Consider the following 14238-nt stretch of genomic DNA (forward strand, 5'->3'; position numbering starts at 1 on the left):
GTGCCGCGAAACAGGAGTGCCGGTGGCCGAGATCCACGACGCTACCGAGGAGTACCTCGAAGCGATCCTCGAGATCGAAGAAGAGGGCACCGTGCCGATCCGCGCGCGTCTCGTCGAGCGCCTCGGCCTCTCGGCGCCGGCCGTGTCGGAGACGGTCAACCGCCTCGTCGAGCACGGCTACGCGGAGTTGCTCGACGACCGCACGTTACGGCTCACGCCGAAGGGCCGCGCGGTGGCGGTCTCGATCGTGCGCCGCCACCGGCTCGCGGAACGGCTGCTCGTCGACATCATCGGGCTCGAATGGGAGAAGGTGCACCGCGAGGCGGATCGTTGGGAGCACGCGATCTCGGCCGACGTCGAGGAGAAGCTCGTCACGCTGCTCGGCGATCCGGCCACCTGTCCGCACGGAAACCCGATCCCGGGATCCACGCACAAGGTGGAAGGCGGCGTGTCCACACCCCTGTCGCAGTCGGCGCCCGGCCCGGTCGTCGTACGGCGCATCAGCGAGAAGATCGAGATCGACGACGGGGCCCTGGTATTCCTGGCGGAGGCCAAGCTCATCCCGGGATCGAACGCGGTCGTGATGGAGAGCGGTCCCGACGGTGTGCGCGTCGCGAGCGACTCCGGCGAGCAGCTCGTCCCGAAAGACGTCGCCCAACTCATGTGGGTGGTGCCTGCTTAGAGTCCTGCGCCCACGAGCACGAGCTCGGTGCCCAGGCCGAAGAGCAGCCCGGCGAAGAGCCCCCACATGAGCTGCATGCGCCGGTCGAGCTTCACCGCGACCTGCATGAGCTGCACGATGACGTACAGGATCGAGCCGGCCGCGAGCGCGAGGAACATCATGTTGACGGTCTCGTTCACGAACGACTGGCCGATGACGGTGCCGAGGAACGTGGGACCACCAGCGATCACGCCGAGCAACAGGAGATAGCCCCAGCTCGGCACTTCTCGATCGGCGGCCATGGGCGCGACGATCCCGAACCCCTCGGTTGCGTTGTGCACGCTGAAGCCGACGATCAGCAGCACGGCGAGGCTGATCGCGCCGGAGGCTGCCGACTGTCCGATGGCGAGGCCTTCGGCGAAGTTGTGCAGCCCGATGCCGATCGCGATGAAGAGCGCGAGGCGCTTCGCGGCCGACAGCATGTGTACCCGGCGGGCTACGCCGAACTCGCCCACCGACGCGGCACCCGGGCCGATGCTCTCGCGCCGTGCGCGTCCCGCCATCCACCGCTCGTAGTACACGAGGCTCAGCAGCCCGACGCCCAGAGCAACGGTGAACAAGATGGACTTGCCGACGAATTCGCCCCAGGTGCCGCCCGACTCCACGGTGACCTTCTCGAGCGAGTGCTCGACGGGCGTGAATGCGTGCTCGACGGTCTCGACCAACAGGAACACCAGCACGCCGGCTGCGCCTGCGTTCAGGAACGCGGCGGCACCGGTGCTCACGTTGCGCAGCCGCCCGACGGGCAGCCCGAGGAGGATCGTGAGCCCGGCGATCGCGCCGAGCAGATAGATCTCGCCGGTCGACATCTCCCGCGCCTCTCCTCTGGGCGGTTAGTAAGGGTAACTTAACCTACCCAGAGGGAGGCGTCAAGCCCGGACGGTCAGCCGCCGGCTACCGCGGGAACGATGCTGACGGTCTGACCCTCGGTGACCGGCGTGTCGACGCCGTCGAGGAAGCGGATGTCCTCGTCGGCCACGAACACGTTCACGAAGCGTCGGAGTTGACCGCCGTCGTCGAACAGACGCTCCTTGAAGCCCGGATGCGCGGTTTCGAGCCCGGCGAGCACCGAAGCGACCGTGTCCCCGTCAGCGCTGACTTCGGACGCGCCGCCCGCGAGCTCGCGCAGTTGCGTGGGAATGCGAACGGTGACGGCCATGAATACCTGCTTTCAGTCCTGCATCGTGTCGGGAGGGAACGCCTCGTGAAAGGCGTCGAGGGTCGGGGCGATGACCGCGGTGGGTTCGGCGCGGCCCACGACTGCGTCGAGGGTCTTCAGACCGTGGCCCGTGACGTAGACGACCACGCGCTCGTCGGGCCGCACGATGCCCTCCTGCGCGAGTCGCTTCAGCGTCGCGATCGTCACACCACCCGCGGTCTCGGCGAAAATTCCCTCGGTGCGCGCGAGCAGCAACATCGCGTCGACCACCTCTTCGTCGGACACCGCGGCGAGACCCCCGCCGGTTTGGCGCACCGCGTCGAGCGCGAAGTAGCCGTCGGCCGGGTTGCCGATCGCGAGTGACTTGGCGATGGTGTCCGGCTTGACCGGCTTGATCGTGTCGGACTCTTCGAGCCACGCGGTCGCAACCGGCGAGCACCCTGCGGCCTGGGCGCCGGAGACGCGCAGCTGCGGTTCGGCGTCGAGCAACCCCACCGTGAACAGCTCGTCGAAGCCCTTGCGGATCTTCGTGAGGAGCGACCCGCTCGCGATGGGCACCACGATGTGGTCGGGGACCTCCCACCCCAGCTGCTCGGCGGTCTCGAACGCGAGCGTCTTCGAACCCTCTGCGTAGTACGTGCGCACGTTGACGTTCACGAACGCCCACGGGTAGGTACCGGCAAGCTCGGCGCACAACCGATTCACGGCGTCGTAGTTGCCGTCGATCGCGACGACGTTGCCGCCGTAGACGGCTGTCGCGACAACCTTCCCCTGTTCGAGATCCGCGGGGATGAACACGAAGCTGCGCAGGCCCGCGTGCGCGGCGTGCGCGGCGACCGCGTTGGCGAGGTTGCCGGTGGACGCGCATGCAGCCACCTTGAACCCGAACTCGAGCGCCTTCGACAGCGCGACCGAGGTGACGCGGTCCTTGAACGAGTTCGTGGGGTTCACCGTGTCGTTCTTCACCCACAGCTCGCCGAGGCCGAGCTCGGCCGCGAGGCGGTCCGCCCGCACGAGCGGGGTGAAGCCCGCCCCGAGGTCGACCGCCGGGTTGCGGTCGGTGGGGAGCAGGTCGGCGTAGCGCCAGATCGACAGCGGTCCGGCCGCGATCTTCTCGCGGCTCGTCGCGGCGGCAATCGCCTCGTAGTCGTAGGCCACCTCGAGGGGGCCGAAGCACCACTCGCAGGTGAAGATCGGGGCGATGTCGTACTCGCGACCGCACTCCCGACATCGCAGACCGTGTACGTGTGCCATGGGCTTGGTCCTCCTCCTCGGCCGGCACTGGTACTCCGGCGTTTCTCGACGCGCTCTCGAGCGCCTCGAGCGGAAGACCGCTCTCTGGCTGCTCATCGCTCAGGCATTGGCACCTTGCTCTCCCCATAGGGCGCTGCCCCTTGGGATGAAGCTGGTTGCCGCGGCGTCGTCGGGCCTGTCCCTCGGCCGCTCTGGATGAGCGCGTTATTGGGTGCCGACGATACCACCCGGATCCAACCACCCTCCGCGCGCACCGCGCGACAGCCCTGTTCCCAAGACGACCGGAGACCTCTACGATTTCCGACATGCGTACGGCTCCGAACCTACGTTCGCTCGTGAGAGCGAAGGCCGGTGCGGTCGTGTCGGTCTGCCTCCCCGCGCGCGACGAGGAGGCCACGATCGGGCCGATCGTCGCCTCCGTTCGTCAGCACCTGGTCGACGACGCCCATCTCGTCGACGAGGTGGTGGTGATCGACGACGGGTCCATCGACGCGACGGCAAAGGTCGCACGCGCCGAGGGCGCCCTCGTCCTCGCGACCGACGAGATCCTGCCCGACGTGCCACCAGGATCGGGCAAGGGCAACGCCCTCTGGCTGTCACTGTACGCCTGCGACGGCGACATCATCTGCTGGCTCGACGCCGACATCCGGAACTTCGGTCCCCACTTCGTCACCCGGTTGTTGGCGCCGATGCTCATGGACCCCGCGATCGGCTACGTAAAGGGCTACTACCGCCGCCCGATCTGCGGGGAGGCGACCGGCGGCGGCCGGGTCACCGAGCTCATGGCGAGGCCGCTGCTGTCGTCGCTCTTCCCCCACCTCACGCAATTCGTACAGCCACTGGCGGGCGAATACGCGGGACGGCGCGAACTGCTGGAGGCGGTCCCGTTCGTCGAGGGTTACGGAGTGGAGATCGGGCTGCTCGTCGACCTCGTCGCGCGCTTCGGGCTCGACGCGGTCACACAAGTCGACCTCGACGTGCGAGAGCACCGCAACCGCCCGCTCGACGAGCTCGGTCCTCAGGCCATGGCGGTGCTGGTCACCGGGCTGCGTCGCGCCGGCGTACCGGTCGACCGGCGGCTCGCCGAGCTGATCCGTTTCGACGACAGCCGCGACATCGAGCGGGTGGCCGTCGAGATCCGCGAGCGCCCGCCGATGATCACGGTGCCCGCATACCTGGCGAAGTTCGGCCGCGAGCTGAGCGCCTGACTATTCGCTCGCTCTCTGCGAGCCCGGGATACCCGACTCGCGGCCGTTCGCTCACTGGCGAGCGCCTGCGGCGCCGCGTGCGCCAGACTGTCGAGAGTGACTGCGTATGTGTTGGTAGACGTCGACGTCACCGACGCGGAGCAGTACGACCGCTACCGGCCGCTCGCGGCGGCGAGCGTCGAGCAGCACGGCGGTCGCTACCTCGCGCGCGGTGGCGCGTCCGAAGTGCTCGAAGGAGACCGCGTCCCGAACCGGCTGGTCGTGCTCGAGTTCCCCGACGCCGACACGGCGCGCCGCTGGTACCACTCGCCGGAGTACACCGAGGCCAAGGTCACTCGCGACGGCGCCGCGACCGGCAGTTTCATCCTCGTCGAAGGCGTCGAGTAGGAGCTCACGAGCCCAGCACGGCGCGCGCCGCTTCGAGCGCCGCCTCCTCCACGAGCGTCGCCGCACGCGAGAAGGCCTCGCCCCCCTGCCACACGCGGTCGGTCAACGCCAGCACCTGCACCCCCGCACGCACCGCAAGCTCCTCGCGCGCCTCGGGTGTGACCTGCCCGGCAATCACGACGACGTGCGGAACGCCGGCGTCGGCTGCCCAGTCGAGCACGCCGCCGACGGTCTTGCCGTCGAAGCTCGTCACGTCGAGCTTTCCTTCACCGGTCACCACCAGTTCGACGTCGTCGAGCGCGTCTTCGAGGCCGGCGGCATCCGCGACCACGTCGAAGCCGGGCTCGAGCTCGGCGCCGATCGCCGCGAGTCCGCCGGCCAGACCACCCGCCGCGCCTCCGCCGACGAGCTCACGCACATCGACGCCCGTGCGCGCTTCGTATTCCTCGGCGAGGCGGGCGAGCCGGCGCGTCAGCAGCGCGACCTGCGCTTCGGTCGCGCCCTTCTGCGGGCCGAACACGCGCGCCGCGTCGAGGAAGCGTGTCACCACGTCGCACGCCACCGTGACCGGGACCGCACCCGTCGACCAGCCGAGCGTCTCGACCGCGGCAAGTCCGCCGTCGGTGGTCGCGCTTCCACCGACACCGACGACGACGCGTCGCGCCCCGCTGCGAAGCGCCACCGCGATGAGCTCGCCGGTACCGCGGGTGGACGCGCGGAGCGGGTCGTTACGACCGTCGACGAGTGCGAGTCCGCTCGCGCGGGCCATCTCCACGACTGCGACTCCGCCCGGAAGCAGGCCCCACTCGGCCTCGACCCGATCGCCGAGCGGACCGGTGACGATCGCGGTGCGCCGCGACCCGCCGCGAGCCGCGAGCAGCGCGTCGAGCGTGCCGTCGCCGCCGTCGGCGAGTGGCAACTCCCGGATCTCGTCGAAGCCGGCCGCGCGCAGCCCCGCAGCCATCGCCGCCGCCGCCTGCGCGGCGGTGAGCGTCCCGTGGAACTTGTCTGGGCACACCAATGCTGTACGCATCAGTCGATAGATTGACCCACGGACCAGTCCGGCGCCCCCCGCCGCCTCCATGTCCCCGACGGGAGTGCTTCTTGCTCGATCGCGTCCCCCTCCTCGAGAAGCAGCTCGCCGACTACGCCGGCGTGGTAGGGGTCGAGGTCGTCGACCGGATCCAGCGGCTCGCCGAGCCGCTCCGAGGAGCCAAGGTCCTCCACCTCAACGCCACGGCATACGGCGGTGGCGTCGCCGAGCTGCTGGCGACGCACGTACCGCTGCTCCGGAGCGTCGGGATCGACGCCGACTGGCAGGTCATGCAGGGAAGCGACCAGTTCTTCGGCATCACCAAGAGCGTGCACAACGCGCTCCAGGGCGCGGACCTCGATTGGACCCCGGAGATGCAGAAGGCCTACGTCGAGAAGATCCTCGACAACGCGCTGCTCTTCGACGGCCATTACGACTTCGTGGTGGTGCACGACCCGCAGCCTGCGGCGATCCTCAGCCTCCTCCGCGACCGGTTCGGTTCGAAGTTGCACGATGCGCGTTGGGTGTGGCGATGCCACATCGACCTCACCGACGCGAACCCGAAAGTGTGGGAGTTCTTCCGCCCCTTCGTGGAGCAGTACGACGCGTCGGTCTGGACCATGTCGGAGTTCGTGCCGGCATCGCTCGAGATGCCCCGCATCGTGCAGGCACCACCGTGTATCGACCCGCTCTCGGTGAAGAACCTCGAACTGGCGATGCCGTTCTGTCAGGAGCTCACCCGCCAGTACGGCGTCGACGTGCACCGGCCCATCGTGTGCCAGGTGAGCCGGTTCGACCCCTGGAAGGACCCGGTCGGTGTCATCGAGGCGTTCCGGATCGTGCGCGAGAAGGTCCCCGACGCGCAGCTCGTGCTTGCAGGATCGATGGCCACCGACGATCCCGAAGGCTTTCGCGTGTGGGAGGAGACCGAGGCAGCACGCGCGGGCGATCGCGACATCTTCCTCCTCTCGAACCTGCATCAGGTGGGTTCGGTACAGATCAACGCGTTCCAGCGCGTCGCCAATGTCGTCGTGCAGAAGTCGCTGCGTGAGGGCTTCGGCCTCACCGTGAGCGAAGCCCTCTGGAAGGGGCGGCCGGTCGTCGGCGGCCGCGCCGGCGGGATCAAGCTGCAGATCCTCGACGGCTACGACGGCTATCTCGTCGATTCGATCGACGAGTGCGCGCGCCGCACCATCGATCTCCTCGCCGATCCCGTCGGCGCCGACGCGCTCGGCACACAAGGACGCGAACACGTGCGCAACAACTTCCTCTCGACGCGCGAGCTCGAAGACTGGCTGCGGCTGTTCACGGAACTACGCGCGTGATCGTCGTCTCGCACCGGGGGCCATACCTGTTCTCGTTCGAAGAGAACGGCGGCATCGTCGCGAACCGCGGACCGGGCGGACTCGCCGGCACGCTGCACGCGCTCGCGACCTCCACGGACGCGCTCGCCGGCGCGCGTTGCGTTTCGGCTGCGCTCAGCGACGGCGACCGCGCGGTGTTGCACGGTGCCGAGGTTCCCGTGCTCGACACCAACGTCGTCTTCGTCGAGCTCGATGCCGCGATCCATCAGCTGCACTACGAGGTCGTGTCCAACGAGATCCTGTGGTTCCTGTTCCACGGCCTCTTCGAGCTGATCCGCAACCCCACGTTCGACGAGTCGTTCTCGGTCGCATGGGACGCGTACGTTGCCGTGAACCGAGCCTTCGCCGATGCGGTGCTCGAGCACGCGCCGAATGGTGACACCGTGCTCGTGCAGGACTATCCACTCGCGCTCGTGCCGGGAATGGTGCGCGCGGCACGCCCCGACCTGCTCGTGTCGTACTTCACGCACACACCCTTCTGCGGACCGAGCTCGATCCGCGTGCTGCCCGACCGTGTCGCCGAGGCGCTCTGCGAGTCGCTCGCGTCGGTGCCGGCAGGCTTCCACACCGCTCGCTGGGCGCGCGAGTACGTCGCGTCGGTCCACGAGGTACTCGGCCGCGACCTCTCGGGCGAGTCCTGGTTCACCGCACCGCTCGGGCCGGATCCAGAGGCGTTCGCCCACCACGCGGCCTCCCATGCCGTCGCCGAGGCGGCGCGCGAGCTCGACACGCTCGCAGGCGACCGCAAGCTCATCTTCCGAACCGACCGCATCGATCCAGCGAAGAACATCGTTCGCGGGTTCATCGCGTACGACCACCTTCTCACCGAGCGACCCGAGTGGCGCGAGCGCGTGGTGTTCGTCGCCATGCTCACCGCGTCGCGCGAGAACCTCGCCGAGTACGTGACCTACCAGAAGGAGGTCGAAGATGCGGTAGCGAGCGTGAACGAACGCTGGGGCACAGACAGCTGGCAACCAGTGATCGTCGATACGCGTGACGACTTCGAGGGAAGCGTCGCCGGCTTCACCCGCTACGACGTGCTCGTCGTGAACTCGCTGAAGGACGGACTCAACCTCGTGGCGAAGGAGGGTCCGCTCGTGAACCGGCGCGACGGCGTGCTGTGCCTTTCACCCGAGGCCGGCGCGTACGCGGAGCTCCACGAAGCTGCGGTCGCGGTGCACCCCTTCGACGTCGAGCAAGCCGCGAACGCGTTGCATCTCGCGCTCTCGATGGGTGACGACGAACGGCGCGCGCGCGCCACGCGGCTCCGGCAGCTCGTGCTCGCGCACACCCCTCGCACCTGGCTCGACGCGCTCGTCAGCCACGCGCGCTGATCCCGCTCACGAGATCACCGAGCACCTGCGCCAACCCTTCGGGGCCGTCGACCACTACGTCGGCGTCGAAGATGCCTGGCGGTGCCTCGGCGGACCGCACGCCGATCCGTACCGTGTGCGCGACGGCGCCCGTTTCGGCGAGACGCGTCAGCACGTCGAACGCGACGAGATCGCCAGCGTCGTCACCCGCGAACACGGCGACCGACGCACCGGTCACGAGCTCGGCGGTGACCGTGCCCTTGTCGACGGGAACCGGCGGCCGTAGCTCGACCGCCATCCGAGTCCGCAGCGGCTCGCCGAGGTCGTAACGCCGGGCGAGCCCGGCGGCGAACGCCTGCGCCTCGGTCGCGAGCGAAGGCGCGGTGCGCCAGTGGATGGTGACCGCCACCCGACCCTTGTGCTCGACGAGGAGATCGGGAAACGCATCATCGGCGTCTTGCGCAACCTGGGCCATCACCTCGAGCCAGGGCTCGGCCCGAGCATCGACCACCACCTCACCGTCGACCATCCGCTCGAGCCCGTACAACCCGGCGTAGACGATCCCGTCGATGCCGAGCGCGTCGACGAGGAACGCAACCGGGCGTCCGCTCACCACCGCGACGCGATCGACGAGCGGCACCAGTGCGGCAAGGGCCTCGCGCGCTGCGGGAAGCGGCCGCGCGCTCGCGGGGTCGGCGACGATCGGAGCCAGCGAACCGTCGAAGTCGACGAGGATCACCGCGTGGCGGGCGTCCTCGACGAGGGGCTGGAGCGCGGGCGGGACGGTCACACGGGGATGGCGCAAGCGGACGCGGCTATAACGTGCCCGAGATCACGATGCAGTCGGCGTCTTCTGAGTCCTTGGGTACATCGGACGGGAACGCTTCTGAGGTCGCGCCTGCGCCGATCCCGTACACGGCGATGACCACGCCGTCGCCCTCGAACCCCGACCGGCACTGGACGACCGTTCCCTTGCGCGTCGTGTTGAAGTTCGCCGTCGGAAGCGTGTTGTACCCGAAGCCCTTGAGCTTCTCGCTGAGCGACTGCGCGGCGCCCTGCACGTCGGACGCGTTGTAGACCTTGATCGTGACGTCAGTGGCTTTGTGCGGCTTCGGCCGCTCACCGGCGGGCAGCGTGGTCGTCGACGCGGGCCCGGGGCTCGGGGTAGACCCCCCGCCAGTGTCGTCGAGGATCTGGAGACCGATGATCCCCACGACCACGGCCACGAACACGAGCGCGGCGCCACGGAACGCGCTCGGCACTGCCTGACCGCGGCCGGGCCCTCCTCGTGCGGGCGCCGTCACCGAGACTCCGGGTCGGCGCGCGTGCGGTCGAGGCGGCCGCGGCGGCGGCGATCGCGCTCGCGCTGCAACCGCTTGACCGTCAACGGGTCGTAGGCATAGGCCGACGCATCATCGAGCAAGCCCCGCAGCAACTCGTAGTAGCGGGTGCCCGAGACGCCCAGTTCGGTACGGATCGCGGCCTCCTTCGGCCCGGAGCGGGTCCACCAGGATCGTTCGAAGTCGAGAATGGCACGATCGCGTGCCGCGAGGCCCATCAGGTGCACGATCCTGGTCGCCCAGGCCCCTTGGGTCAAGCATTTCCGGCCTTGCCCGCCCAGCACATGGGTCGCTCACGCTCCTACACGATGACGCTGCGGATGACCTCGCCGGCTTCCATGGCGCGGAAGGCGTCGTTGATCTCGTCGAGCGCGATCCGCCGCGACACCATGGCGCCGATGTCGAGACGTCCGGTCTCCACCAGGCCGACGAGCCGAGGGAAGTCGCGCCGCACCTGCGCGCCGCCGTACATGCAGCCCAGGAGCGCCTTCGACCCGTAGAAGAGCTCCATCGCGGACAGCGTGACCGTCGCGTCGAACGCCGACATGCCGACGACAACCGCCGTACCACCGCGGCGCGCCGTCGCGTAGGCCTGCTGGATCGTCTCCGGGAGTCCGATCACCTCGAACGCGTAGTCGGCGCCGCGTCCCTCGGTGAGCTCCTTGACCTGCTGAACCGGATCGCCGTCGGCCGGATCGATCAGGTCGGTCGCCCCGAGCTGCTCAGCGGTCTTGCGCTTGAGCTCCACCGGGTCGACGGCGAAGATTCGCGACGCGCCCGCGATGCGCGCGCCCTGGAGCACCGACTGGCCGACACCGCCGCAACCGATGATGGCGACGGTCGAACCGGGCTTGACCTGCGCGGTGTTGAGCGCCGCGCCCACGCCGGTGGTGACGCCACAGCCGATGAGCGCGAGCTGCTCGGAAGGGAGATCGGTCTCGATCTTCACGCACATCGACTCGTCGATCTGCATCTCGTCGGCGAACGTGCCGAGACCGGTCATCGCCCGTATGTCGGAGCCGTCGGGGCGCGTGCCCTTGGTCTCGAAGCCGACTGCACCCATGCCCTCGCACAGCTGCGACTGGTCGTTCAGGCAGAAGAAGCAGTTGCCGCACGCGGGGACGAACGACGCGATGATGCGGTCGCCGGGCTTCACGCGAGCAACTTCGGGACCGATGGCGAGCACGGTCCCGGCGCCCTCGTGCCCGAGGATCAACGGCGTGCCCATCGGTACCTTGCCCTGCTGGGCGCTGAGGTCGGAGTGGCACACACCGCTCGCGTCCACGTGCACGCGCACGCTCCGCGGGCCCAGATCGGCAAGCTTGATCTCCTCGACGACCAACGGCTCGTTGTATGCCTGCAGGATCGCAGCCCTCATCGCTCGCTCCTCTCACCCCGGTAGCCCGGATGCTTCGGCGCCCATGGTGCCACGGATGGCACGCGTTCTCCCAGGGCAGGTTCGCGCGAGGATGCCCGGGTGCCTCGGACGGAGAAGTTTGACGAGCTCGCCCGCATCCTCGAGGGCCTCCGCCGGTTGCCCGAGCTCAACGAGATGAAGCCTGGCGTGTTCTACGTGAAGCGACGCGCGTTCCTGCATTTCCACGAATCGGCGACGGCGCGCCATGCCGACGTCCGGAACGGCACGGACTGGGGCGAGCCAATCGAGCTACCGCTCGGCCGCGTCTCGACGACCGCGAGCACGAAGTTCCTGCGTGAGGTCCGCACGCGGCTCGACGCGACCATCAACGCGTAGCAAGGCCCTGCGCCGCAGCGAGCGCGGCGAGCGAACGATTCGGGAGCCGGGTGTCGGAATCGAACCGACGACATCTTCTTTACAAGAGAAGTGCTCTACCGACTGAGCTAACCCGGCGAGGCAACCAGGTTACTACTCGCCTTCCCCATGGGTCGCTCTGCTTCGCGCGATCTCCGCACACGCGATCGCGGCAGCGGCGCTCACGTTGAGCGATTCGATGTGGCCGTGCATCGGTATCGATGCGACCACCTCGCACCGTGCGCGCGCGAGTCGTGACAAGCCACGGCCTTCGGCACCGAGGACGAGCACGAGTGGTTGATCGGCGACGGGCAGCTCGAACACGGAAGTGTCGCCTTCGGCGTCGAGGCCGACGCACCACACGCGGGCGCGCGCGGCGCGTTCGAGCACACCGGGTATCCCGGACACGAACGCAACCGGTAGGTGCTCGAGCGCGCCCGCGGCGGCCTTGGCAACTGCCGGCGTAAGCCCGACTGCGCGGTGGCGCGGGAGCAGCATGCCGGTGGCACCGGCAGTCTCGGCGGTGCGAATCACCGCGCCGAGATTCTGCGGATCGGTCACACCGTCGAGCGCGACGAGGAACGCCTTCGGATCCTCGAGCAGCGCGTCGACGTCGGCGGGCACGATCGGCGCCGCGAAGGCGACCACTCCCTGGGGCGCATCGGTGCGCGCTCGCCGTTCGAGCTGATCGACGGGCACACGCCGGATTCGAGCGTGCGCGTCCTCGGCGAGCTCCTCGATCTCTTCGGCATCGCCCGAGAGCCAGATCTCGTTGACCCGGCGCTTGCCCGCGACGAGAAGCTCCCGCACCGCACGGCGGCCTTCGACCTGCTGGCCGAGATCGCGCTTCTCGCGTTCCCGGCCTTGCTCCCGTGCGCGCGGGGTCATCGATGCCAGGTGCTGCCGCGCGGTCCGTCCTCGAGCTTGATCCCGCGCACCGCGAGCTCGTCGCGGATCTCGTCGGCACGCGCGAAGTCGCGCGTGACACGGGCCTCGTCACGCTCACGGACGAGTGCGTCGATCTCTGCGTCGTCCTCGATCGAAGTGTGGAGCTCGATCCCGAGCACGCTCGCGAGCTCACGGACGGTCACGACCAACGACGCGGCGACCTCCAGGTCACCGCGGTCGATCGCTCGATTCGCGCGCGACGTCGCTTCGAAGATCGCAGCGAGCGCGTTCGGCGTGTTGAAGTCGTCGTCCATCGAGCCGCGGAACTGTTCGACTGTCGCCGTGTCGAGCGGGGCGCCGCTCACCTCGTCGGGGACGCGCCGAACCAGCGCGTCGAGGCGCTCGACGGCTCGCTCGGCGGCGGCGAGCTCGGGTGCTCCGAGATCGACCGCACGGCGATAGTGCGTCTGGAGCACCGCCATACGGAACGCGCGCGCGCCGTGCGCGTCGATGGCGTCGGCGACGGTCGTGAAGTTGCCGACCGACTTCCCCATCTTCTCTCCGCCGATGGTGACCATTCCGTTGTGGATCCAGTGACGCGAGAACTCGTGGCCCGCCGCGGCCGCTTGCGCGCGCTCGTTCTCGTGGTGCGGGAACACGAGGTCGTCGCCGCCACCATGGAGGTCGAAGCCCTCACCGAGCAGGTCGAGAGACATCACCGAGCACTCGATGTGCCAACCCGGCCTGCCCTTGCCCCACGGTGAGTCCCACACCGGGTCACCCGGCTTCGCCGCCTTCCACAGCGCGAAGTCCATCGGGCTCCGCTTCGCCTCGTCGACGTCGACCCGCGCGCCGGCAGACTCTCGCAGCTCGACAAGCGTGCGGTGGGGCAGCGCGCCGTAACCCTCGAAGGATTCGACGGCGAAGTACACGCCCTGTCCTTCGACCACGTAGGCATGGCCGCGGTCGACGAGTTCGGCGATCAGGTGGATCATCCGATCGATGTACTCGGTGGCGTGTGGAACGTGGTCGGGACGCCGCACGCCGAGCCGTTCCATCTCGTGGAACCAGGCGTCCTCGTATTGACGCGCCAGCTCGGGCTCGGTGGTGCCGCGCTCGGCGGCGCGAGCGATGATCTTGTCCTCCACATCGGTGACGTTGCTCACGTAGGTGACCTCGAAACCGCTCCATTCGAGATAGCGGCGGATCACGTCGAACACGAGTGCGAAACGAGCGTGGCCGACGTGCGGGACGTCGTACACGGTCGGGCCACACACGTACATCGAGATCTTTCCCGGCTCGCGGGGAACGAGCTCCACGGTGTCGCGCAACAGCGTGTCGCGGATCCGGACGGCCATAGCCGTCGAGGGTACCTGCGACGCTCTCCCCAGCCGGTCGACAAATTGGGGGTTGACACGAACATGTGTTCGACTAGAGTGGGCCGTGACTTCCCCTCGCAGACTTCTGCTTCGAGCAGGCTTCGAGAGGAAGGTGTGGTGCCCGGGATCCGTCAGCTCGCCGATGCGCTGTGCGGCGCTCTCGCTGCGTTCGAGCCCGGCCGGTACTCGGGACAGGACTGCGCGGCGCTGGCGGAACGCTTGGCCCGCGCGGCGAAGGTCTGCGACACCGCGAGCGCCCGGGCAGCGGCGGGCGCCGCGGAGTGCGGCGCGCATCGGGAGCGGGGGGACGCCTCGCCCGCTGACTGGTTGGCGCGAGCCGGTGGGTCCTCAACCGGCGAAGCGAAAGCCGCGCTGGAGACGGTGAAGGCACTCGACGCGTGTCCGGCCACGAAGAACGCGC

At 68.9% G+C, this 14238-nt stretch carries 16 protein-coding genes, 1 tRNA gene, 1 pseudogene and 1 riboswitch; of the genes and pseudogenes, 7 read left to right on the forward strand and 11 right to left on the reverse strand.

Going from position 1 to position 14238, the window contains the following annotated elements:
• Positions 1 to 22 precede the first annotated feature (22 nt).
• A complete protein-coding gene (locus WD271_14695) occupies positions 23 to 682 on the forward strand; it encodes a metal-dependent transcriptional regulator (protein MEX1009077.1) in 660 nt (219 codons plus the stop codon).
• Here the strand turns inward: WD271_14695 and WD271_14700 are convergent.
• The 3 genes from WD271_14700 to thrC form a co-directional block, all read right to left on the reverse strand.
• On the reverse strand, positions 679 to 1530 hold the full coding sequence (locus WD271_14700) for a ZIP family metal transporter (protein ID MEX1009078.1): 852 nt from the start codon (positions 1528 to 1530) through the stop codon (positions 679 to 681). The genes WD271_14695 and WD271_14700 overlap by 4 nt on opposite strands.
• Before the next feature lie 74 nt (positions 1531 to 1604).
• Entirely contained in the window at positions 1605 to 1880 is a 276-nt protein-coding gene (locus WD271_14705) for a ubiquitin-like small modifier protein 1 (GenBank protein MEX1009079.1), read from the reverse strand.
• A 12-nt stretch (positions 1881 to 1892) separates the two neighbouring features.
• Positions 1893 to 3134, reverse strand: a complete 1242-nt coding sequence (gene thrC / locus WD271_14710) for a threonine synthase (GenBank protein ID MEX1009080.1) — start codon at positions 3132 to 3134, stop codon at positions 1893 to 1895.
• An 89-nt stretch (positions 3135 to 3223) separates the two neighbouring features.
• Positions 3224 to 3336, reverse strand: a riboswitch (SAM riboswitch).
• A gap of 103 nt (positions 3337 to 3439) precedes the next feature.
• Between thrC and WD271_14715 the strand changes: the two genes are divergently transcribed.
• A complete protein-coding gene (locus tag WD271_14715; protein MEX1009081.1) occupies positions 3440 to 4342 on the forward strand; it encodes a glucosyl-3-phosphoglycerate synthase in 903 nt (300 codons plus the stop codon).
• 96 nt (positions 4343 to 4438) lie between these two features.
• Entirely contained in the window at positions 4439 to 4729 is a 291-nt protein-coding gene (locus tag WD271_14720; GenBank protein ID MEX1009082.1) for a DUF1330 domain-containing protein, read from the forward strand.
• A 4-nt stretch (positions 4730 to 4733) separates the two neighbouring features.
• Here the strand turns inward: WD271_14720 and WD271_14725 are convergent, their stop codons facing one another.
• The gene (locus WD271_14725; protein MEX1009083.1) at positions 4734 to 5762 is read right to left on the reverse strand and encodes a glycerate kinase; all 1029 of its coding nucleotides are present in this window, start codon (positions 5760 to 5762) and stop codon (positions 4734 to 4736) included.
• A gap of 71 nt (positions 5763 to 5833) precedes the next feature.
• Here WD271_14725 and WD271_14730 point away from each other — a divergent pair, with 71 nt between their 5' ends.
• Complete coding sequence (locus tag WD271_14730) at positions 5834 to 7087, forward strand: glycosyltransferase (protein ID MEX1009084.1); 1254 nt, start codon at positions 5834 to 5836, stop codon at positions 7085 to 7087.
• Entirely contained in the window at positions 7084 to 8460 is a 1377-nt protein-coding gene (locus WD271_14735) for a trehalose-6-phosphate synthase (GenBank protein ID MEX1009085.1), read from the forward strand. Before WD271_14730 ends, WD271_14735 begins: the two co-directional genes overlap by 4 nt.
• On the opposite strand, the gene otsB is transcribed toward WD271_14735, so the two are convergent.
• The 4 genes and pseudogenes from otsB to WD271_14755 form a co-directional block, all read right to left on the reverse strand.
• Positions 8444 to 9229, reverse strand: a complete 786-nt coding sequence (gene otsB / locus WD271_14740; protein MEX1009086.1) for a trehalose-phosphatase — start codon at positions 9227 to 9229, stop codon at positions 8444 to 8446. The genes WD271_14735 and otsB overlap by 17 nt on opposite strands.
• Positions 9230 to 9254: 25 nt before the next feature.
• Complete coding sequence (locus tag WD271_14745) at positions 9255 to 9743, reverse strand: LytR C-terminal domain-containing protein (GenBank protein MEX1009087.1); 489 nt, start codon at positions 9741 to 9743, stop codon at positions 9255 to 9257.
• A pseudogene (locus tag WD271_14750) lies at positions 9740 to 9997 on the reverse strand (DUF3263 domain-containing protein). Before WD271_14750 ends, WD271_14745 begins: the two are co-directional and overlap by 4 nt.
• 83 nt (positions 9998 to 10080) lie before the next feature.
• Positions 10081 to 11157 (reverse strand): Zn-dependent alcohol dehydrogenase, encoded by a 1077-nt coding sequence (locus WD271_14755; GenBank protein ID MEX1009088.1) that lies wholly within the window; start codon positions 11155 to 11157, stop codon positions 10081 to 10083.
• A 99-nt stretch (positions 11158 to 11256) separates the two neighbouring features.
• On the opposite strand from WD271_14755, the gene WD271_14760 reads away from it, so the two are divergent.
• Positions 11257 to 11532, forward strand: a complete 276-nt coding sequence (locus WD271_14760; GenBank protein MEX1009089.1) for a hypothetical protein — start codon at positions 11257 to 11259, stop codon at positions 11530 to 11532.
• Between the two features lie 44 nt (positions 11533 to 11576).
• Here WD271_14760 and WD271_14765 read toward each other — a convergent pair.
• The 3 genes from WD271_14765 to cysS all read right to left on the reverse strand — a co-directional run bounded on the left by WD271_14765 (position 11577) and on the right by cysS (position 13796).
• A tRNA-Thr gene (locus tag WD271_14765) sits at positions 11577 to 11649 on the reverse strand.
• 15 nt (positions 11650 to 11664) lie between these two features.
• Complete coding sequence (gene rlmB, locus WD271_14770; protein ID MEX1009090.1) at positions 11665 to 12438, reverse strand: 23S rRNA (guanosine(2251)-2'-O)-methyltransferase RlmB; 774 nt, start codon at positions 12436 to 12438, stop codon at positions 11665 to 11667.
• A complete protein-coding gene (gene cysS, locus WD271_14775) occupies positions 12435 to 13796 on the reverse strand; it encodes a cysteine--tRNA ligase (protein ID MEX1009091.1) in 1362 nt (453 codons plus the stop codon). Before cysS ends, rlmB begins: the two co-directional genes overlap by 4 nt.
• Before the next feature lie 138 nt (positions 13797 to 13934).
• Between cysS and WD271_14780 the strand changes: the two genes are divergently transcribed.
• Positions 13935 to 14238, forward strand: a 304-nt coding sequence (locus tag WD271_14780) for a hypothetical protein (GenBank protein ID MEX1009092.1), incomplete at its 3' end; no start/stop codon positions are given.

The organism is Acidimicrobiia bacterium, assembly GCA_040880805.1.
Taxonomy (GTDB): Bacteria; Actinomycetota; Acidimicrobiia; order IMCC26256; family DASPTH01; genus DASPTH01.

Excerpts from the sequence above, each read along its gene's own strand:
- rlmB (MEX1009090.1), bottom strand. The coding sequence starts at position 12,438 with ATGACCCCGCGCGCACGGGAGCAAGGCCGGGAACGCGAGAAGCGCGAT.
- WD271_14725 (MEX1009083.1), bottom strand. The coding sequence starts at position 5,762 with ATGCGTACAGCATTGGTGTGCCCAGACAAGTTCCACGGGACGCTCACC.
- WD271_14715 (MEX1009081.1), top strand. The coding sequence starts at position 3,440 with ATGCGTACGGCTCCGAACCTACGTTCGCTCGTGAGAGCGAAGGCCGGT.
- WD271_14755 (MEX1009088.1), bottom strand. The coding sequence starts at position 11,157 with ATGAGGGCTGCGATCCTGCAGGCATACAACGAGCCGTTGGTCGTCGAG.
- thrC (MEX1009080.1), bottom strand. The coding sequence starts at position 3,134 with ATGGCACACGTACACGGTCTGCGATGTCGGGAGTGCGGTCGCGAGTAC.
- WD271_14700 (MEX1009078.1), bottom strand. The coding sequence starts at position 1,530 with ATGTCGACCGGCGAGATCTATCTGCTCGGCGCGATCGCCGGGCTCACG.
- cysS (MEX1009091.1), bottom strand. The coding sequence starts at position 13,796 with ATGGCCGTCCGGATCCGCGACACGCTGTTGCGCGACACCGTGGAGCTC.
- WD271_14705 (MEX1009079.1), bottom strand. The coding sequence starts at position 1,880 with ATGGCCGTCACCGTTCGCATTCCCACGCAACTGCGCGAGCTCGCGGGC.